This window comes from Chthoniobacterales bacterium (assembly GCA_039930045.1).
Classification (GTDB): Bacteria; Verrucomicrobiota; Verrucomicrobiia; order Chthoniobacterales; family DASVRZ01; genus DASVRZ01.
In genome coordinates, this window is the sequence record JBDSQB010000016.1 from 121,098 (window position 1) to 140,613 (window position 19,516).

The window sequence follows — 19,516 nt, forward strand, 5'->3', positions numbered from 1 at the left end:
ACGCGCCTTTTTTGTTTATTTGACCGTTGTGAGTTACGAAAAAACTCGCCGGGGTCAGAGTCGTTTCACAGGCGGCGGCGGTGGGTGATGCCGAAGAGGGTGAGGGCGCCCAGGAAGATGGCGCTCCAGGTGCCGGGTTCGGGGACGGCTTGCTGCTGGAAGACGGTGGGGCTGCTGAGGGCGGTGCCGTTGGCGGTGGTGGTGCCGAGGTCGGCGTCGCTGAAGCTGAAGGCGTAGATGTTGCTGGGCCCTGCCACGCCGGGGACGAAGTCGTTGTCGTTGCCGACGTAGAGGGTGTGGATGCCGGGTGAGAGGTCGAGTCCGAAGGTGGCTCCCTCGAGTTTGGCGGGTATGTTGGCATCGGTGATGCCTCCGGTGTTGAGCGCGACCCGGAGGTCGAGGAAGAGGCTTTTCGTGACGGCGTAGGTGAGGAGGTTGGCCTCGCCGCTGATGCCGGTGCCGGCGTTGAGGGCTCCGATGTCCACGGCTCCCGTGAGGTCGATCTTGTAGAGGCGCTTGACCACGGCGGTGGTGCCGTCGCCCTTGCCTTTGCCGTCGCGTTCGAGGACGAGGAATTCGTGGCTGTTGATGGCGAGGATTTCGCTGCTGTTGTAGGTCTTGCTCTTGTCGATGAGGAAGTTGTCGTAAACGTATTCGTGGGTGGTGCCAGTGGCGATGTCGATGGTGACAATGCGGTTGGCGCGCCCGCCGTCGCCGCCGTCCTGGGCGAGCGGGCTTTGCATGAATCCGATGAGAGTCGTGCCGTCGGGGGTGATGGCGAGGCCTTCCATGCCTTTGTTGGTCACGCGGCCAGAGGCGGTGTTGCTGCTGATCTCGGTGGCTCCGACGGAGTTTTGATTGGCGATGGCGTAGCCGGCGGGGAGATTGTAGGTGGCGGTGCGCTGGCCGGAGGCGCGGTCGAATTTATAGACGTAGGGGCCGTATTCGTCGGCGATGAAGACGCTCTGGCCATCGTTGGAAACGCGGATCGCCTCGGGGTCGAAGCGGGCGTTGTTGACATTGGCCGAGGTGCTGCCGCCCGTGCTGCCGAAGTTGTCGGAGCGTCCGTTGAAGTAATAATGGCTGGCGTCGTTGGCTGCCGGGGTGGCGGCACCGTAGTTGAGAGCCGTCGGGCTGTAGAGCAGGGTGGTGCCGGTGAGCGTGGGAGTGAGGGTGTAGGGCAGGCTGCCAGAGGCGGTGTTGGTGAGAGCGAGGTTCAGCGTCTCGAACCGGCCCGTGTAGGAGGTGGTGTTATCAATCGCCGCGCCGCCGGTGTAGGTGGTGGCATTGGGCCCGCGATCGGGCGTGGCGACGAAGGTGGTGCCGCCGGCCCAGGCGAGCCCGGAGCCGATGCCGCCGAAGACGTTGTTGCTGTCCACGCCATTTTCCAAAAGATTGGTCTGCGTGGAAAAGTCTGTGGTGTTGCCAAAGGTGCCGATGGCGATGAGGCTCGGATTGGCGGAGACGGGTTGAATGGCGAGCAGCGCGGCGGCGGCCAGACTGGCGGAGAAGATGTGTGAAGCGTGTGGTTGCATGGAATGGCGATGGTTGGGTTGGTTCGCGCAGGGGACCGGGTCCTCTCCGCGCCGATCCTTATGCAACACAACCGGGCCGCTGGCACGCGGTGTATGGTTACGTTTTCATGACAGAGGGAATTTGACACAGCGGGCCAATAATTGTCTCCTCCCACTCGCCCATGCATCATCAACGCAGCAAAACTCTTGGACTTTCCCTCGCGGCGCTGGGCGTGGTCTATGGCGACATTGGCACGAGCGTGCTCTATGCCTTTAAGGAATGCCTGCATCACGGGTTGCAGACCACTCACGAGATCATTGGCGTGCTCTCGCTCATTATCTGGACGCTGTTTCTCCTCGTGGGCATGAAATATCTCGGCCAGATCATGCGGGCCGATAACCAGGGCGAGGGCGGCATTCTCGCGCTGCTTTCCCTGACGGGTCCAAAGGGCCAGCCGCGCCTCGGCCGCTCCGGCTTGGTGATCGTGGCCGTGGGCATCGGCGGCGCGGCGCTCTTGTATGGCGATGGAGTGATTACCCCCGCGATCTCGGTCTTGTCGGCGGTGGAAGGTTTGCTCATCGCCACGGAGAAACTCAGCCCATTCGTCGTGCCGCTGACGCTGGGGATTCTCGTTGGATTATTCGCGCTCCAATACAAGGGCACGGGGTTGATCGGGAAATTTTTCGGGCCCGTCATGCTGGTCTGGTTCGGCACGTTGGCGGTGTCGGGCATCATTCAAATCACCAATCATCCCTCCGTCCTGCACGCGCTCAATCCGCTGGAGGGTTTCCAGTTTCTGATCCATCACGGCAAGGCCGGATTGGTCATCATGGGCAGCGTTTTCCTCGTCGTCACCGGCGGCGAAGCACTCTATGCCGACATGGGACATTTCGGGCGCAAACCCATCGCCATCGCGTGGAATTGCCTCGTTTTTCCCGCACTCATCCTGAACTACCTCGGGCAGGGCGCACTCGTCCTCACCAACCCTGCGGCGCGGGAAAATCCTTTCTTCTTCATGGTGCCCGAGGCGCTGCTTTATCCGCTTGTCGCCCTGGCCACGGCGGCCACCATCATCGCCTCCCAGGCGCTCATCTCCGGGGCATTCTCCTTGACCATGCAGGGCATTCAGATGGGCTACATCCCGCGGATGGAAATCCTCCACACCTCGCAGGAGGAGCACGGGCAAATCTACATTCCGAAGCTCAACATCATGCTCGCCATCGGGTGCGCGGCGCTCGTTCTCACCTTCCAGAGTTCCACCGCACTGGCCAGCGCCTACGGCATTGCGGTCACCCTGACCATGCTCTCGACCACGTTCCTTTTCTACTTTGCCTCGCAGCAACTCTGGGGCTGGCACTGGGTGCGATCCGTCATTTTCTGCGCCCTCTTCGGCTCGCTGGAGCTGGTTTTCTTCGCGGCAAATTCCTTGAAAATCCTCCACGGCGGCTGGTTTCCGCTCGTCGCTGGCGCTCTCATTTTCACGATCATGACCACTTGGAAAACGGGTCGCCAGATTTTGCAAAGCCGGCTCTCACCTGGCATGCCGCTAGATGATTTTATCTCCTCCATCAGCCTCGCCGGAACGCTCTCCGAGGAGAACAAACTGCATCGCAGCCACGGCACGGCCATCTTTCTCGCGAGCAATCCCGTAGGCACTCCCAATGCCTTGGTGAAGAACATCAAACACAACCAAGTCGTCCACACGCGCAATATTTTCCTCACCATCCTCACCGACAAAAGCCGCGCCTACGTGCCCGTCGAGGAGCGTGCGGAAGTGTCGGATCGCACCGAGGGCTTCTGGCGCGTGGTCACGAGTTTCGGCTTTATGGAGAGCCCGCACATCGCCGAAGTCGTGCGCGCCGCCAAGGAAAAAGGGCTCATCATCCAGCCCGAGCGTACCACGTTCTTCGTGGGCAAAGAGCGCATCGTCGCCTCCGGCAAACCCGGCATGGCGCTCTGGCGCGAGCATCTTTTCGTCTTCTTGAGCAAACACTCCGAGAACGCCGCCGACTTCTTCCAGCTCCCGCCCGACCGCGTTTACGAAGTCAGCCAGGTCGTGGAGATCTGAGTCGAGTTCCAATCGATTCTCCGCGCGGAGCAGAAAACTAGTCCACTGAACGCGAAACGTCTTTTTGGGGCCTGTAAACGTCTCCACGCGGTGGGTAAACGGCTGCCGCAGGGTAGAAAACGTCTGCGCACACCCCGGAAACGTCTCCGAGTGGGCTGCAATCGTCTTTTTGCCCCAAGTAAACGTCTTTGGGACGCCCGAAAGTCGCTTTCGGGTTAGCCCGAGACGACGACGCTGAGTTTTTTGCCTTTGAACTCGATGCCGTTGAGCTTTTTCAGGACGGACGTGAGCTGACTTTCAGCGATATCGATCAAAGTCGCGTGGTCCTGGAGAATGATCGCGCCGATGTTTTCCTTTGGGATCTTGGAGGCGCCAGCGATCACGCCAACGAAGTCGCCGGGGAAGACGCCGTCGTCCCGGCCGATGTTGAATTTGACGCGGGTCATGCCTGGCTCGTGGGAGAGCGGCTCGGCGTTGTCCATGTTTTTGCGGCGTTTGGAGGGGCCACGATCTTCGAATTGATCGCCGCCAGCAGGCCGGTCGCTGAAGGTTTCTTCGCGGCGTTCGCGGCGATTGGCTGGCGGGGCGACGCGGGCACCTTCATAACGTGGATATTCGCGCTGGCCGCCGCCGAAGTTTCCCTGCGGACGATCATCTCGGGAAAAGCCGCGATCTCCACCGCGCTCGGGACGCTGCGGGCGATCCTCAAAAATGGGCTCAGGGTTTTGCTCGGAGTTGAGCAAGTGAATGAGGGCCGATGCGATGTCCGTCGGCTGGTGCCCTTGGGACAGGAGTCGGTCGATGAGATCGTCGTGTTTCTTGTATTTGCCGCCTTCGAGGGTCTCGCGCAGGGTGTCGAAGAAGACGTTGACGCGCTTGACCTCGACCTCGTCGGCAGACGGGATTTTTTCCCGGCGGATCTGGCTTTTGGTGAAACGCTGGATGTTTTGCAGTTTGTAAACTTCGCGGCCGGCCACAAACGTAATCGCGCGGCCCGTGCGCCCGGCGCGTCCGGTGCGTCCGATGCGGTGAACGTAATCCTCGCCGTCGTGCGGCAGATCGTAGTTGAAGACGACTTCGATGTCGTCCACGTCGAGACCGCGCGCGGCGACGTCCGTCGCCACGAGAAACTCGATCTGGCGCTTGCGAAATTTATTCATCACCCGCTCACGGAAAGCCTGGGAAATGTCGCCGTGCAATTTATCGGCGGAATAGCCACGGGCGACGAGGTGATCGGTGAGTTCGTCGCACATCATCTTGGTCGCGCAGAAAATGATGCCGAGCTTGATGTCCTGGAGATCGATCAGGCGGCAGAGGACTTCCAACTTCGAGCGGCGATCCACTTCGTAATAGACCTGCTCGATTTGCGGAACGGTGAGTTCCTTCGACTCGATCTTCACGCTTGTCGGGTTCTTCGTGAAGGTGCGAATGAGGTCCTGGATCGGCTTCGGCAGGGTGGCGGAAAAGAAAACCGTCTGACGCTCCACCGGCGCTTGTTTCAAAATCGTGCGGATGTCATCCACGAAACCCATGTCCAACATGCGGTCGGCCTCATCGAGGATGATCATTTTTAACTGGTCGAGCCGGAGCGACTTGCGGTCGAGGTGATCCATCACGCGACCTGGAGTGCCGATGATGATTTGCGCGCCGTTTTGCAGGCCGCGGAACTGGCGCTCGTAGGATTGGCCGCCGTAAATGGGGAGTTCGCGCACGCCGCGTTTGAACTGGGCGAGCCGGGCAATTTCCTCGGCGACCTGCACGGCGAGTTCGCGCGTCGGACACAAGATCAGCACCTGCGGCGCCTTCAGGTCGCCATCGACTTTTTCAATCGCGGGAATGCCAAACGCGGCGGTTTTCCCCGAGCCGGTCTGTGACTGGCCGACCACATCGACGCCCGTCATGAGCACCGGAATCGCGGCGGATTGGATGGGTGACGCCTCCTCGTAACCGACCTTGTCGATCGCCTTCAACAACTCTGGCGATAGGCCAAGTTCCGTAAATAATTTCTTCTGCATCGGCCCTATTTAGCGCGGAATGGCCCAAAAGTCCGTCGAAATCTGGATGAGTCCGAGACAATCCGCTTTAGGATGCGCCTTTAGCGTCGCCAGCGCCTTGTTTCAGATACCAGTGATAGGTGCTGGCGATGCCGTCGCGGAGGTTGATCTCTGGCATCCAGCCTTGCTCGCGGAGAAGCGTGCTGTCCATGAGCTTGCGCGGCGTGCCGTCGGGCTTGCTAACATCGAACTCTAACTCGCCTGTAAACCCCACGACTTCGCAGATGATCTCGGCCAGCTCGCGAATGGTGACGTCGTCGCCGTAACCGACATTGATCAGGTCGGGAGCGTCCGATTTTTCCAGCAGAAACCGGCAGGCGCGGGCGAGGTCGTGATTGTGCAGAAACTCCCGCCGCGGCGTGCCGCTGCCCCAGATGCCAACGCTTTTGTCGCCGCGCTCCCTGGCCTCATGGACCTTGCGGAGGAGCGCCGGGAGCACGTGAGACGACTGCAAGTCGAAGTTGTCGCCGGGGCCATACATGTTAGTCGGCATCGCACTGGTGAAGTTCGCGCCGTGTTGTTTGCGATAGGCGGCGCAGAGTTTGATGCCTGCAATTTTGGCGATGGCGTAGGCTTCATTGGTCGGCTCTAGCGGACCGGTGAGAAGTGACGATTCCAGGATCGGCTGCGGGGCAAATTTCGGGTAAATGCACGAACTGCCGAGAAAGAGCAATCGCTGCACGCCGGAGTCGTATGCGGCTGAAATGAGGTTGTTTTGGATCTGCAGGTTTTGCAGCAGAAACTCCACGGGGAAATCGTTGTTCGCCTTGATTCCACCGACCTTGGCTGCTGCGATGATGACGGCCTGCGGCTTGGTTTCCTGGTAGAAATCCCGGACGGCTTTCGTGTCAGTCAAATCCAACTCGGATCGCGTTTTCGTGATCAAATTCGGGTAGCCAGCCGCAGTGAGTTCGCGCACAATCGCGCTTCCGACCAGCCCGCGATGACCCGCTACAAAGACAGATTCAAACATGCGGCTACGATATGGTGCATCGGGGTTTTTTGGGCAAGCGTTTTCCCCGTCAAAGCCCAGAACGCCCAATCCGGGAAAATCCACGAACTGGTCTCGTGGCTGCTCACCAACGACGAGTCGTTGCGAGCGATGCCGTTTGCAGAAGTCATCGCAGCCACCTCGGGCAAGCGCATCATTCCGATCGATCGGGAAAAAGACGCCGCTATTTTGCAGCAGATCGGGAGTACGATGGATATCGTTCTAACTCGCATGAACGCCGAGAACAGCCCGGTGAAAAAGACGGGGCGCATCAATGAGGCATCGCACTTTTTCGAGGACGCGATGCAGGAGGAGCTTAATAAAATTCCTGGCTGCAAATGCGGTTTCCCTCTCACCGCAGACGGCAAAGTCCAGCGTTCCGGTTACCCGGACTTGCAGCTCGATCTCGCCGACGGACGCACCTTTTATCTCGACCCGAAATTACTCGCCAAGGGCAGCCGCGCGAGTTCGTTTCGGACCTTCTATTTCGAGCCGCGCATGGGCACGAACAAGGTGAACCGCGACGCCTGTCATCTCGTCGTCGGTATCGAACACGATTTCGCGGCGACCGGACGTTTCCTGAGTTGGGAACTGATCGACTTGTCGCAGTTTCGCGTGCAACTGAAGGCGGAATTTCAAGGATCGAACCGCGATCTTTATCGGGATGAGGCGGTTGTCGGACGGGGAGAACCACATTAGACTCCGACTCGCATGGAAAGTTCTTTCGACAGCATAGATTCCGTCATCGCCGACATCGCCGCCGGCAAAATGATCGTCGTGACGGATGACGCGGACCGTGAAAACGAGGGCGACCTGCTGATGGCGGCCGAAAAAGTGACCGCAGCGGATGTCAATTTCATGGCCATGCACGCCCGTGGATTGATCTGCAACCCGATCACCGAGGAACGCGCCGCCGCGCTCGGTTTGCAACGAATGGTGGCGCACAACCGCGAGATGTTTCGCACGGATTTTACCGTTTCCATCGACGCGGCGCAGGGCATCACCACCGGAATCAGCGCACAGGATCGGGCGGCGACGGTGCGGCTGCTGGTCGATCCCTCGGCGACGGCGGAAAGTTTTGTGCAACCCGGCCACGTTTTTCCGCTGCAAGCGCGTGCGGGCGGCGTCCTGCGCCGGGCGGGTCACACCGAGGCGGCGGTCGATCTGGCGAAAGCGGCCGGACTCCAGCCAGCGGGAATGATTTGTGAGATCCTGAACGACGACGGCTCGATGGCGCGCCTGCCGGAACTGCTGAAATTCAAGGAAAAGCACGGGCTGAAAATCTGTAGCATCGAGGCCTTGATCGCCTGGCGCCGCTGCCGCGAAAAGCTGATCGTCCGCGAGCAAGTCGTGCAAATGCCGACCGATTACGGCGACTTCCAACTCTATCTTTACCGTTCGCAAATCGACGGGGCGAATCATCTCGCGCTCGTGAAAGGCCCGATCCAGACCGAGAAACCGACGCTCGTGCGAGTCCACAGCGAATGTCTCACCGGCGACGTGTTTGGCTCGCGCCGTTGCGATTGCGGGCCGCAGCTCCAGGCGGCTTTGAGTCAAATCGAAGCCGAGGGCAACGGCGTCCTCGTTTACATGCGGCAGGAGGGACGCGGCATCGGACTCGCGGGAAAAATCAACGCCTATAAGCTCCAGGAGGAAGGGCTCGACACGGTCGAAGCCAACGAAAAACTCGGCTTTTCCATGGACCTGCGCGATTACGGACTTGGCGCGCAGATTCTCGCCGACCTCGGCGTTTGCCGGATTCGTTTGCTGACCAACAATCCCAAGAAAATCGTCGGACTCGAAGGCTACGGCATGGAAATCGTCGAGCAGCTCCCCATTAAATCCGTTCCAAATCCGCACAACGAAAAGTATTTGGCCACGAAGAAATTCAAGATGGGCCATCTTCTTTAGTTGCGAGCCGCCTCGTTTTTTCCGATTCTGATCCTTCGCCATGTCGAACGCCCTTCCCACACGCCCACGCAATCTGACCGCCAAGCGGAATTTCGCCATTGTGGCCAGTCAGTACAACCCGAAATACGTCCAGGGCTTGGTCGATTTCACCTCGAAGGAACTCTACGCCAACATCCCGAACGCCGGCATCGCGCTGTATCAGGTGCCTGGCGCGTTTGAGATTCCGCTCCTCGTCCAGGAACTCGCCCGGCGCGGCGGAGTGGACGTCATCATCGCGCTCGGAGTCATTATCGAAGGCGAAACGGGGCACGCCGGCCACGTTGCTGCGGCGGTGACCGATGCGTTGATGAAGATTTCCCTGAGCGCGCGCATCCCGATCATTCACGAGGTGCTCTCGGTAAAAAGCGAGGAGCAGGCCGCGAAACGCTGCCTCGAGCCAGAGATCAATCGCGGCACCGAGGCCGCCCGCGCCGCTGTTCACATCGCCGCCGTCATGGCCGACCTCAAGGAAAAAAACGCCATTTAGGCCGCAGTCGAACGCACTTCAATTTTTATGGGAAAACGCCGCGATGGACGCGAAGCCGCCGTCCAATATCTTTATCATCACGACCTGAATTCAGGCGAAAACGCGGGCACTCCCGAGGACTTTTGGGAACTCCGCCCGGCCAAGCCGAATGTGCGGGAGTTTGCCATGCAACTCGTCGCCGGAGTGCAAGAGCATGCACCGGAAATCGACCGCCGCATCTCGCGCTACGCGGAAAATTATCAACTCGGCCGCATGTTGGCCGTGGATCGCAACATTCTGCGGCTGGCCATTTACGAGATGAATTTCGCAAAGGACGTGCCACCGGTTGTGGCGATCAATGAGGCCATCGAGATTGCGAAAAAATTCGGAGCCGACGAGTCGAGCCGCTTCATCAACGGCATTCTCGACCGGGCGAAACAGGACGTGGCGCGCCCCCTACGCACAGTGAACTGAAACTCGGATGGCTTTCGGTTTTTTTAAGAACCTGGTCCAGAAATTCGCCGGCAAACCGGTCGATTGGGATGAGTTGGAGGAAACGCTGATCCGCGCCGATCTCGGGGTGCCGATGACGCTGAAAATTGTCGCCGAATTGCAGACGCGCGAGAAAATTACCGCCAACGATATCGCCGAAGTCACGCGCGAGCAGATCGAAAAAATCCTCCCGTATTACACTCAGCCGCTGCGACCGTTTCCGGATCGTCCGAAAGTCATCCTCATCGCGGGCGTCAACGGCACTGGCAAAACCACTAGTACAGCCAAGCTCGCCCATTTTCTGAAGGCCCAGCGCCACAGCGTCATCCTCGTCGCAGCGGATACGTTTCGCGCCGCCGCCATCGAGCAACTCGGCATCTGGGCCAGCCGCATCGGCGTGGAAATGATCCAGGGCCAGTATAACGCCGATCCCGCTGCGCTTTGCCATGACGCCTGGCAAGCGGCGAAAAGCCGCAACATCGAGTTTGTCATCTGCGACACCGCTGGTCGCCTACACACGAAGCACAACCTGATGCAGGAACTCGACAAGGTGAAACGCATCCTCGCCCGGCTCGACCCCGAGGCGCCGCACGAATGCTGGCTCGTGGTCGATGCCACCACCGGCGGCAACGCCTTGCAGCAGGCGAAGGAATTCAACCAAATCCTCGGCCTCACCGGCGTGATTGTAACCAAGCTCGACGGCAGCGGCAAAGGCGGTGTTCTCGTGGCCATTCAAAACGAACTCGGCATCCCGGCCAAATTCATCGGCACTGGCGAAAAACTGGAAGACCTCTCTGCATTCGACGCCCGAGAGTTCGTCGAAAAAATCCTCTAATTTTCAGTTGCGAGTGGTGTCGCGCGGTAATACGATACCACATGAGTTACGCATTAACCCGCACCAGCATGGCCCTCGACCAAGGAACCTTGGGAGCTTTGCAGAGTCTGGCCCAGAAATGGCAGATATCCAAAGCCGAAGTCATGCGACGTGCTGTCCAGAAAATGAAGGAGGATGCTGAGCGTGAAGAACAAAGACAAAGTCCCTTGGAAGCTCTCGCCTGGCTGCAAAACGGTGGCGGTCTTAGCCCGGAAGAAGCTACCCGACTTCGCGAGGAAGTAGCCGCCGAACGTGTGGCCAAGCGATACTGGTGGGAAGAATGATTCACCTCGATACGAATCTGCTGATCGACCTTGTTACCGTTGGTTCGCCGCACGTGGCGGTCATTGAAAATTGGCTCAATAATGGAGAAAAATTGGGCACCTCGGCGATTGCCTGGTCGGAATTTTGCAATGGGCCGCATACCAAGCAACAGAAGGACTCCGTGTTCGCCGTCCTGAATCGAGAAGTCTGCGATTTTACCTGGCAACAGGCGGAGCAGGCATCACGGCTGTTTCATTACACTGGACGCCGCCGCGGGTCTCATGCGGATTGCATGATTGCGGCCTGTGCGATTCTGAAAAACGTGCCGGTTGCCACTCGCAACGTCGAGGATTTTAAGAAATTCGTGCCGCATCGCTTGCAGCTTCTGCCAATCGAGACGCTGGACTAAGATTCGGCTTTAACTCGAATCAAAGACGACAAAATTACTCGTCGTCCTCGGAGTCAGTTTTCACCAGCGGCGCGCGCTGGAAGTGGACTTGGAGCACGCGGCGACCGTCGGTTTCGGTAATGGTCGCGAGATATTCCTCGATGCGAACGCTTTCGCCTTGTTTCGGCAAATGGCCGAGCAAATGCGTGACGTGTCCGCCGACGGTGCTGACCTCGCTGCTTTCGAGGTGGAGATCGACCAAATCCTGCAATTCGTAGAGGCCGAGGCTGCCTTTGACGGTGAATTCGTCCTCGTTCACTTTCTTGAATTCGTTGTCGTCGGTGTCGAACTCGTCCTGAATTTCGCCGACCAATTCTGCGAGGACGTTGTCCAAAGTCACGATGCCGACCGTGCCGCCAAATTCATCGACGACGGCGGCCAGATGCGACTGTTTGCCGAGAAAAAGCTTAAGCAATTTCTCCAGCGGCATCATTTCGGGCACGGGCAGCAGGTCGCGTTTCAGAGCCATCAGATCGGGCGCCGGCTTTTGCATGGCACGAATGAGATCCTTTACGTGAACGAGCCCGATGGTGTTGTCGAGATGCTCTTTGCAAAGTGGAAACCGGGTGTGGCCCGACTCGATGGCTTTCGCGAGATTGGTGGCGAAATCCTCCTCAATATCGAGGGAAACGACCTCGCCGCGCGGGGTCATGATGTCGCGCACAACTCGCTTGCGCATGTCGAGGGCGTTCATCAGGATTTCGCGGCCGAGCGAGCTGACTTCCTCCGATTTCTCGCTTTCGGTAAGGATCACGCGGAGTTCCTCCTCGCTGTGGGCGAGTTCGGTTTCACTCACCGGATCGACGCGAAAGACGAGTTTGAGGATTTTATTGGCCGATCCATTGAGCAGAAAAATGGCGGGCTTGAAGATGTAATGAAACGCCGCCAATGGCCGGGCGACGAAGAGCGTGACCGACAGCGCCTGGCGAATGGCGAGCGATTTCGGAGTTAATTCCCCAAGGACGATGTGGAGAAAGGTGATCAGAGTGAAGGCCGCACCGAAGGCGACGCCGGAAATCACCGAGTGCGATGTGACTCCGATCTTGAAGAGCAGCGGCTGCACCATCGTGGCGAGATACGGTTCGCCGACCCAGCCGAGGCCGAGCGAGGCGAGCGTGATGCCGAGTTGCGTGGCGGAAAGGTAGGCGTCGAGATGACCAGTGACGTGCCGAGCGAATTTCGCGCCTTTCAGCCCTTCGTCGATCGCGGCCTCGATCTGCGTCCCGCGCACTTTGACGAGGGCAAACTCGGCGGCCACGAAAAATCCATTCAGAAAAACGAGGAAGCCGATGACGAGCACCTGCCAGAGAATGACGCCCGAGTCGGACCATTCCGACTGCAGGACGTGGCCGTTCTCCGTGACGGCTAATAAAAAAGGTGAAAAGGCAACCATGGGTGAGTGCTGAAATTAATTTCCCGCTGCGGGAAGCGTCTCAGAGCCGCTCGTAGGTTCCTGTATCTTTTTTTTCCAAGACGGTAAAGCCCGCCTTTTTCGCTTCGGAAATGGAAACCGGCTTGGTCAGGCTTGGAGTGTTGACCGAAGAAATGACCTTGCGAACCGCTTTTTTGCAGAGCGGACATTGCGTCAAAGCTGGGCGGGAAACAGGACGGCGGAGTTCGAATCGCCCCTGGCAGGTTGTGCAATCTCCCTCCACCAGCTCGTATTCATAGATCGGCATGGCGGAAAAAAGGAGGACGCCAGCGCTGGCTGGCTGAGTTGGATTACCAACTGGACTTCGTAATCCCAGGGATGAGCCCGTGGGAAGCCAGTTCGCGGAAAGTGATGCGGGAAACTCCGAAACGGCGGAGGAAGGCGCGGCGGCGGCCACTGACCGAGCAGCGATTGACGACGCGGGTTGGGCTGGCGTCGCGGGGAATGGATTGCAAACCGACGTAATCGCCCTTCGCTTTGAGTTCAGCACGAATGGCGGCATATTTAGCCACGGTTGCTTTTTTGCGGTCGTTACGTTCGATCCAGGATGTTTTTGCCATAAGAAAGGTCGGCAAGATAGAGGCGCGGAGTTGGTTTGCAACCACTTTTTTCAGCAAAACGCGCATCGCCCTCCTGTGGAAAAAATCCGTTGCCTTCCGCCCGACTTGGGGCAATTCTCCTGCCGTGAGTTTACCTGCAATCCACTGGTGGCATTGGTAATCGAGTCCGATCCCTTCGATCCGGACTCCGCTTGTTTTTCCCGGCCATCCTTCGGCCATTTCACTGCAACTCGACTCTCTTTTTCTCTTTTCCATGAACCTCAAATACAACTCCGACGGCCTCATTCCCGCCATTGTCCAGGAAGCCAGCGACACGCCCATCCCGAGCGGGCGCGTGCTGATGATGGCTTGGATGAACGAAAAAGCCGTCGCCGACACGCTCGCCACCGGCAAGATGCATTATTGGAGCCGTTCGCGGCAGAAATCGTGGTTCAAGGGCGAAAGCAGCGGACACACCCAAGAAGTGGTGCGCTGGTTCATGGATTGCGATCGCGACACGCTGCTCTTTGAGGTGCGGCAAAACGTCGCCGCCTGCCACACGGGCCACGTCAGTTGCTTCTTTCAGGAGCTCGATAAGAATGGAACTCCGCTCGCCGTCAACGAGGCGAAAGCGTTTGATCCCGATGCCGTCTATCACCCATGAGTGCGATCCTGCCCAGCTACGAGGATTTTCTCGCCAAGACGGCTCAGGGAAATCTCATCCCGATCTATACGGAACTCGTCGCCGACTTTGAAACGCCGGTCTCGGCCTTTCAGAAAATCGACACGGGTGAGAATACTTTCCTGCTCGAATCCGCCGAGACCAACGACCACGTCGGGCGCTATTCCTTTCTCGGGAGCAACCCCTCCGTCGTCTTCGAGAGCCGAGATCGGGAAATCCGCATCGTCGAGAACGGCTTGGAAACCGTCTTCACCACCGACACCGATCCACTCGCCGAACTGGAGAAACTTATGTCGCGCTATCGACCCGTCCGCGAACCGGCGTTGCCTGCGTTCACCGGCGGTGCGGTCGGGTTTCTCACCTTCGACGCCGTGCGTTTCTTCGAGCCGAGCGTCGGCCCGTCGCCCAAGGACGATCTCGGTCTGCCGGAAACGAAATTCCTCATTACCGACACGCTGCTCGCCTTCGACCACCGCAGGCGCAAGCTCCAGATCATCGCCAACGCCTATTTGCCCGAGGGCACCGATCCGCGCTCTGCGTATGACTCCGCCAGTCAGCGCATTGCGGATATTGTTAACAGACTCCGCCAGCCTGTTGCCTTCGAGCCGCTGAATACATTGGAAGTCCGATCACCGGTCACACCGACTTCTAACACCACGCACGACGAATACTGCGCGACGGTCAGCCAAGTGCAGGAATACATCCACGCAGGCGACATTTTCCAGATCGTGCCGTCGCAGCGATTCGAGATTCCCTACACCGGCGAACCGCTCGATTTCTATCGGTCGCTGCGTTCGGTCAACCCGTCGCCGTATCTCTTTTGCTTCCGCTTTTCTCCAACCTTCGCCGTCGTCGGCAGTTCGCCGGAAGTGCATGTTAGATTAACTAACAAACTGGTCGAAATCCGGCCCATCGCCGGGACGCGCAAGCGCGGTGAAACTCCGGCCGAGGACGATACGAATGCAACTCAACTCTTGGCCGATCCGAAGGAACGCGCCGAGCATTTGATGTTAGTCGATCTAGCTAGAAACGACGTGGGCCGCATCGCGGAATACGGCAGCGTGCGCGTGACGGATTTCATGACCATCGAGCGTTACAGCCACGTCATGCACATTGTTAGTAATGTCGTCGGCACCTTGCGTGGCGACCGCACCTCTTACGACGTGATGAGGGCCACTTTTCCCGCCGGAACCGTCTCTGGATCGCCGAAAGTTCGCGCCATGCAGATCATCAATCAGGTCGAGAAAAACAAGCGCGGCATCTATGCGGGTGCGGTCGGTTACTTCGGTTTCGACGGCGCGCTCGACTCCTGCATCGCCCTGCGCACCGCTGTTCTGAAGGACGGCAAAGCCTACGTGCAAGCCGGCGGCGGAGTCGTGGCCGATTCCACTCCCGAGGGCGAATATCAGGAGACCGTCAACAAAGCGATGGGCCTCATGAAAGCCTTCTCCCGCGCACAGCAACTAACCAAATCCTAACATCCGACTAACATGGTCCTGGTCATCGACAACTACGACTCGTTCACCTACAATCTCGTGCAGTATTTCGGCGAACTCGGCGCGGAACTGTTAGTCAAGCGCAACGACGAAATCACCCTCGAAGAAATCGCGCAACTCGCCCCCGAGCGCATCGTCATTTCACCCGGCCCCTGCACACCGCGCGAGGCGGGCATCAGTTGCGCCGTGATCGAGAAATTTGGACCTCACATTCCCTTGTTAGGAGTCTGTCTCGGGCACCAGAGCATCGGCGACGTCTATGGTGGCAACGTCATTCGCGCCGGACGCCTCATGCACGGCAAAACCTCGCCCATTCTGCACAACGGCACGGGCGTGTTCGCCGGCCTGCCGATGCCCTTCGAGGCCACGCGCTATCATTCATTGTTAGTTGAACGCAGCAGCTTCCCCGACGTGCTGGAAATCACCGCTGAGACGGCTGAGGGAGAAATCATGGGCCTGCGCCACAAAGAATTTCCCATCCACGGAGTCCAATTCCACCCTGAGTCGATTCTAACTCTCGAAGGTAAACAGCTCCTGAAAAATTTCCTGTCGCTCTGAGGTTAGCTCTTGGCCGCGTTGGTGACGAACTCGGTGAAGGTTTTTTCCAGCTTCTGCACGGTGGCTTTGGGGCCGGTCATTTTGATAAAGATCAGACCCGAATCGGTCTCGATGATCGCGCCGCAAAGGGCGTAATCGGGCAGGGGAGTCGTCGGTCCGCCGGGCATTCCGCTGGTGAAGGTGCCCTCGCTGCGGGCGAAGGTGATGGTGCGGTGGTTCATTGCGACAGTGGCGCTTTCGCCCTTGGTCGCGCTCTCGGAGAATTGCCCGAACCAGCGCTGGATGTTTTGGTTTACGCTGCCGCCTTGGTCTTTGCCGAAGGTGAAAAAGGAGATCTCGGCGGCATCTGCGCCCGCACTGGTGCGCCACGTGGCCTTGCGCATGGGCGAGGTCACCGGCACATCGACCCAGTCCACCGGGGAAGTGAAGGTAAGGTTTTCCACGGTGAGTTTGAGCGGTTCGCCCGCGAAAAGTGGGGCGGCGAGGAGCAGAAGGAAGGGCCAGAGTTTCATGGAAGTCGAATGGTGTTGGAATGTGTTTTAAGGCTGGGCCGGGCGCAAGCCGGATGCGCTGACTTCGACGCGGCTGGCGTAGGTGCCGGCTTTGAAAACGATGGAAGTCGCGAGCACGCCGCTGCCGCTGTCCTCGATGGGGAGCTCGCGGGTTTCGCCAAATTGCAACGCCACGCTTTTCGGCAGGCCGAGGCTGGAGGCGACTTCGATCGTGATGGGTTCCGGGCTGTTGTTTTGCAATGTGACCACGCCCCGGCGTTTGCCGTCGAGGGCGGGCGTGAGGACGAGTTTGGCCGGGCTGGCGAGGAAGGTTCCGAGGCCCTCGCCTTGCAGGTTGATGAAGGCGGGTTTAGTGCCCTCGAAGATGAGGCGTCCCTCGCATGGGCCGTTGGTTTTCGGGGTAAAGAGGACGTCGATCTTGTGTTTTTCCCGCGGCTTGAGCTGATAGGTGGCCGCCTGCACGAGATGCCACGGTTCGCTGATGGTGATTTTGCCGCTGAGGATTTCGCCACCTTCGTTCACCACCACAAAACTGTCGCTGGCGGTCTGGCCGGTGAGCGTGGCGGGAAAAGTGAGCGCGTCGGGCACGAGCAGGCGGCTGGGAGAGGTCGTGATCGTGATCTTCGCCTGACCCGGCGAAAAGGGGCCGCCCGCCGCCGAGCGCACGCCGAAGACAAACGAATCTTGATCGCTTTTCAGGTCGCCGGAGTGCCGATAGGTGACGTCCACGCTGTCGAGTCCGACGGTTTTCGAGCGAATGATGCGTCCGTGCGCCGGTTTTTGCAGGAAGCTAAACTCCAACTGCCCACCGCCGCTGGCGATGCCGTGCAGCCGGATGACGACCTCCCCAGCGCGATCCACGCTGGCGCTCGCGACGTCGGCCAGGGCGGTCGGCTGGTTGCTGCCGGTGCCCGCCGGTTTTCGTTTCACCTTCGGAGTCGTATCCAAGTCGGCCCAGAGCGGTTGCGTGGACCATAAAACGACCCCGCAGGCCAGCACCCGCAACCCGCTTTGGAGCATTCCAAAAACTGGCGGCAATTTCCTGATTGAAGAGGGCATGGGACTCCCTTATACGGTGGGGCCAGCTATTTCCCTGTCAATTCCAGATTCCCTCATGCGCCGTCGTTTTGTCTCTCCTCAATCGCCTCGTGGATGGAAAGTTTTCTGGTGTTCGACCGGTGCGACGCTGGCGCTGACGGGAATGATTTTCGCCGGGGCTCCCGCGCCAGTAGCGACGCCTGCTCCGATGATTCCGCCCAAACTCACGACGACTCAGAAGTCGGCCCAGGAATTGATCGGCAAACAGGAGCCGCCGAAAATCACCCCGCGTGTGCTGGAGCAAATGACGCCGGAGACGAGTTCCATTCTAGTCTCGCTCTCGAAGCAGCGCGCCTACCTGATGCTCGGCGGCGAGATCGCAGTGGACACGCCGATTTCCTCGGGAAAAAAATCGCGCATGACTCCGAAGGGTCGCTTCAAAGTCCTTGAGAAAGACAAGGATCACCGGTCGAGCGTCTATGGCACGTTTGTGGATCGTCAGGGTCGTGTGGTGCGCGGCGGGGTGAGCACGCGGATCGATTCGGCTCCGAGCGGCACGCATTACGTGGGTGCGCCGATGTTGTTTTTCCTGCGGCTGACGGATGAGGGCGTCGGCATGCACATCGGGATTTTGCCGGGCTACGCGGCGTCGCATGGCTGTGTGCGGTTGCCAGCGGAGATCGCGCCAATTTTCTACGAGAAAACGAAGGTCGGCACGCGCGCGGAGATCGTGGACTGAGTTAGAACAAGGTCTCGACGAGCAGTTTCACGTTCAGGCCGATGATGAGAATGGCCGAAGCCCACCCGAGGATTTTGATCCAGAGCGGGTTGACGAATTCGCCCATTTTGCGCCGGTCGCTGGTGAAACGCACGAGCGGCCAGACGGCAAACCCGAGCTGCATGGAGAGGCAGACCTGGCTGGCGACGAGCAGTTTGGTCGTCTCGCCTTCGCCGTAAAGTCCGATCACGATGACCGCGGGAATGATGGCCAGGGACCGCGTGACGAGCCGGCGCGCCCACGGTTTCATGCGGAAATTGAGGAAGCCCTCCATCACGATCTGACCCGCCAGCGTGCCGGTGAGAGTCGAGTTCTGGCCCGATGCGAGCAAGGCGATGGCGAATAAAATGCCCGCTCCGGTGACGCCGAGCACGCCATCGAGGAGGTGAAACGCCTCCTGGATTTCGGCGACATCCTGGTGGCCGGTATTGTGAAACGCGGCGGCGGCCAGAATAAGGATCGCGCCATTGATGAAGAGGGCAAACATCAGCGCCACCGTGGAGTCGATCGTGGCGAAACGGATGGCCTGCCGCTTGCCGCCAGGGGTGGGTTCGATGGCGCGCGTCTGCACGATGGAGGAGTGCAGATACAGATTATGCGGCATGACGGTCGCGCCGAGAATGCCGATGCTGATGTAGAGCATTTCGGGGTTGGTGAGGATGGCGGCGGAAGGCACAAACCCCAGCAAAACTCCGGTGATGCTCGGTTTCGCCAGAAAAAGTTCGGCCACAAAACACCCGCCAATCGTGGCGATGAGGACGATGACGACCGCCTCGATGTAGCGGAAACCGCGCTGTTGCAGGAGCAGGATGATCATCACGTCGAGCGCGGTAATCAGGCAGCCCCAGACGAGCGGGATGCCAAAGAGGAGTTGCAGTCCTATCGCGGAGCCGACGACTTCGGCGAGATCGCAGGCGATGATTGCCAGTTCGCACAGCACCCATTGCATGATGACGACGGGCTTGGAATAACTGTCGCGGCAGGCTTGGGCTAGGTCGCGCTGGGTGACGACGCCGAGTTTCACGCAGAGGTGCTGCAGAAGGATGGCGATGAAGTTGGAAATGAGGATGACCGCCAGCAGGGTGTAGCCAAACTGCGCGCCGCCCGCGAGATCCGTGGCCCAGTTGCCGGGGTCCATGTAACCGACGGCGACCATGAAGCCGGGTCCGGCAAACGCGGCCAGCCGCCGCCAAAACGAGGCGTTCGATGATAACAATGGAACTGGAATCGAGCCGTTGACTTCGGCGAGCGATTTCATGGTGCCGGTGCGCAGCCAGGCGGTGGAACTTGCTTCAGACTTCATAATGTAGGGGATGCTACGTTTTACAGGATTGACTCGTCAATGGAGCTTTTGTAATT

At 59.1% G+C, this 19,516-nt stretch carries 21 protein-coding genes; 12 read left to right on the plus strand and 9 right to left on the minus strand.

Going from position 1 to position 19,516, the window contains the following annotated elements; genetic code table 11:
* Positions 1-65: 65 nt before the first annotated feature.
* Complete coding sequence (locus ABIT76_12060; protein MEO7933882.1) at positions 66-1,535, minus strand: esterase-like activity of phytase family protein; 1,470 nt, start codon at positions 1,533-1,535, stop codon at positions 66-68.
* Between the two features lie 161 nt (positions 1,536-1,696).
* Here ABIT76_12060 and ABIT76_12065 point away from each other — a divergent pair, with 161 nt between their 5' ends.
* A complete protein-coding gene (locus tag ABIT76_12065) occupies positions 1,697-3,583 on the plus strand; it encodes a potassium transporter Kup (GenBank protein ID MEO7933883.1) in 1,887 nt (628 codons plus the stop codon).
* A gap of 215 nt (positions 3,584-3,798) precedes the next feature.
* On the opposite strand, the gene ABIT76_12070 is transcribed toward ABIT76_12065, so the two are convergent.
* Positions 3,799-5,598 carry a DEAD/DEAH box helicase gene (locus ABIT76_12070; protein ID MEO7933884.1) on the minus strand — a complete coding sequence of 600 codons (1,800 nt, stop codon included), beginning with the start codon at positions 5,596-5,598 and terminating at the stop codon, positions 3,799-3,801.
* 67 nt (positions 5,599-5,665) lie between these two features.
* Positions 5,666-6,610, minus strand: coding sequence for a GDP-L-fucose synthase (locus ABIT76_12075; protein MEO7933885.1), 945 nt, complete (start codon positions 6,608-6,610; stop codon positions 5,666-5,668).
* On the opposite strand from ABIT76_12075, the gene ABIT76_12080 reads away from it, so the two are divergent.
* Genes ABIT76_12080 through ABIT76_12110 form a run of 7 tightly spaced genes read left to right on the plus strand, consistent with a single transcriptional unit; the run spans position 6,581 to position 11,083 of the window.
* On the plus strand, positions 6,581-7,327 hold the full coding sequence (locus ABIT76_12080; GenBank protein MEO7933886.1) for a hypothetical protein: 747 nt from the start codon (positions 6,581-6,583) through the stop codon (positions 7,325-7,327). The two genes, ABIT76_12075 and ABIT76_12080, sit on opposite strands and share 30 nt — an antisense overlap.
* Positions 7,328-7,339: 12 nt before the next feature.
* Positions 7,340-8,539, plus strand: coding sequence for a bifunctional 3,4-dihydroxy-2-butanone-4-phosphate synthase/GTP cyclohydrolase II (locus tag ABIT76_12085; protein MEO7933887.1), 1,200 nt, complete (start codon positions 7,340-7,342; stop codon positions 8,537-8,539).
* Positions 8,540-8,579: 40 nt separating this feature from the next.
* Positions 8,580-9,065, plus strand: a complete 486-nt coding sequence (gene ribH, locus ABIT76_12090; GenBank protein MEO7933888.1) for a 6,7-dimethyl-8-ribityllumazine synthase — start codon at positions 8,580-8,582, stop codon at positions 9,063-9,065.
* Between the two features lie 27 nt (positions 9,066-9,092).
* Positions 9,093-9,518, plus strand: coding sequence for a transcription antitermination factor NusB (gene nusB / locus ABIT76_12095; protein MEO7933889.1), 426 nt, complete (start codon positions 9,093-9,095; stop codon positions 9,516-9,518).
* 7 nt (positions 9,519-9,525) lie between these two features.
* Positions 9,526-10,371, plus strand: coding sequence for a signal recognition particle-docking protein FtsY (ftsY, locus tag ABIT76_12100; GenBank protein MEO7933890.1), 846 nt, complete (start codon positions 9,526-9,528; stop codon positions 10,369-10,371).
* 41 nt (positions 10,372-10,412) lie between these two features.
* Positions 10,413-10,694 carry a hypothetical protein gene (locus ABIT76_12105; GenBank protein ID MEO7933891.1) on the plus strand — a complete coding sequence of 94 codons (282 nt, stop codon included), beginning with the start codon at positions 10,413-10,415 and terminating at the stop codon, positions 10,692-10,694.
* Positions 10,691-11,083, plus strand: coding sequence for a PIN domain-containing protein (locus ABIT76_12110; protein ID MEO7933892.1), 393 nt, complete (start codon positions 10,691-10,693; stop codon positions 11,081-11,083). The genes ABIT76_12105 and ABIT76_12110 overlap by 4 nt, the downstream gene beginning before the upstream one ends.
* Positions 11,084-11,117: 34 nt before the next feature.
* Here ABIT76_12110 and ABIT76_12115 read toward each other — a convergent pair whose 3' ends face one another.
* The 3 genes from ABIT76_12115 to rpsN are packed head-to-tail and all read right to left on the minus strand — an operon-like array spanning position 11,118 to position 13,114.
* The gene (locus tag ABIT76_12115; protein MEO7933893.1) at positions 11,118-12,515 is read right to left on the minus strand and encodes a hemolysin family protein; all 1,398 of its coding nucleotides are present in this window, start codon (positions 12,513-12,515) and stop codon (positions 11,118-11,120) included.
* 40 nt (positions 12,516-12,555) lie between these two features.
* On the minus strand, positions 12,556-12,801 hold the full coding sequence (locus ABIT76_12120; protein MEO7933894.1) for a zinc ribbon domain-containing protein: 246 nt from the start codon (positions 12,799-12,801) through the stop codon (positions 12,556-12,558).
* 43 nt (positions 12,802-12,844) lie between these two features.
* Positions 12,845-13,114 carry a 30S ribosomal protein S14 gene (rpsN, locus tag ABIT76_12125; protein MEO7933895.1) on the minus strand — a complete coding sequence of 90 codons (270 nt, stop codon included), beginning with the start codon at positions 13,112-13,114 and terminating at the stop codon, positions 12,845-12,847.
* Between the two features lie 253 nt (positions 13,115-13,367).
* On the opposite strand from rpsN, the gene hisI reads away from it, so the two are divergent.
* From hisI to ABIT76_12140, 3 genes are read left to right on the plus strand one after another with little or no spacing between them, the layout of a single operon-like run.
* A complete protein-coding gene (gene hisI, locus ABIT76_12130) occupies positions 13,368-13,757 on the plus strand; it encodes a phosphoribosyl-AMP cyclohydrolase (GenBank protein MEO7933896.1) in 390 nt (129 codons plus the stop codon).
* Positions 13,754-15,253 (plus strand): anthranilate synthase component I, encoded by a 1,500-nt coding sequence (trpE, locus tag ABIT76_12135; GenBank protein ID MEO7933897.1) that lies wholly within the window; start codon positions 13,754-13,756, stop codon positions 15,251-15,253. Before hisI ends, trpE begins: the two co-directional genes overlap by 4 nt.
* 12 nt (positions 15,254-15,265) lie before the next feature.
* Positions 15,266-15,829, plus strand: coding sequence for an aminodeoxychorismate/anthranilate synthase component II (locus ABIT76_12140; GenBank protein ID MEO7933898.1), 564 nt, complete (start codon positions 15,266-15,268; stop codon positions 15,827-15,829).
* Positions 15,830-15,831: 2 nt separating this feature from the next.
* Here ABIT76_12140 and ABIT76_12145 read toward each other — a convergent pair whose 3' ends face one another.
* A complete protein-coding gene (locus ABIT76_12145) occupies positions 15,832-16,341 on the minus strand; it encodes a hypothetical protein (protein MEO7933899.1) in 510 nt (169 codons plus the stop codon).
* Positions 16,342-16,368: 27 nt separating this feature from the next.
* Positions 16,369-17,400 carry a hypothetical protein gene (locus ABIT76_12150; protein MEO7933900.1) on the minus strand — a complete coding sequence of 344 codons (1,032 nt, stop codon included), beginning with the start codon at positions 17,398-17,400 and terminating at the stop codon, positions 16,369-16,371.
* 55 nt (positions 17,401-17,455) lie between these two features.
* On the opposite strand from ABIT76_12150, the gene ABIT76_12155 reads away from it, so the two are divergent.
* Positions 17,456-18,118, plus strand: a complete 663-nt coding sequence (locus ABIT76_12155) for a L,D-transpeptidase family protein (protein ID MEO7933901.1) — start codon at positions 17,456-17,458, stop codon at positions 18,116-18,118.
* Position 18,119: 1 nt separating this feature from the next.
* On the opposite strand, the gene ABIT76_12160 is transcribed toward ABIT76_12155, so the two are convergent.
* Positions 18,120-19,460 (minus strand): Nramp family divalent metal transporter, encoded by a 1,341-nt coding sequence (locus ABIT76_12160; protein ID MEO7933902.1) that lies wholly within the window; start codon positions 19,458-19,460, stop codon positions 18,120-18,122.
* Between the last annotated feature and the right edge of the window lie 56 nt (positions 19,461-19,516).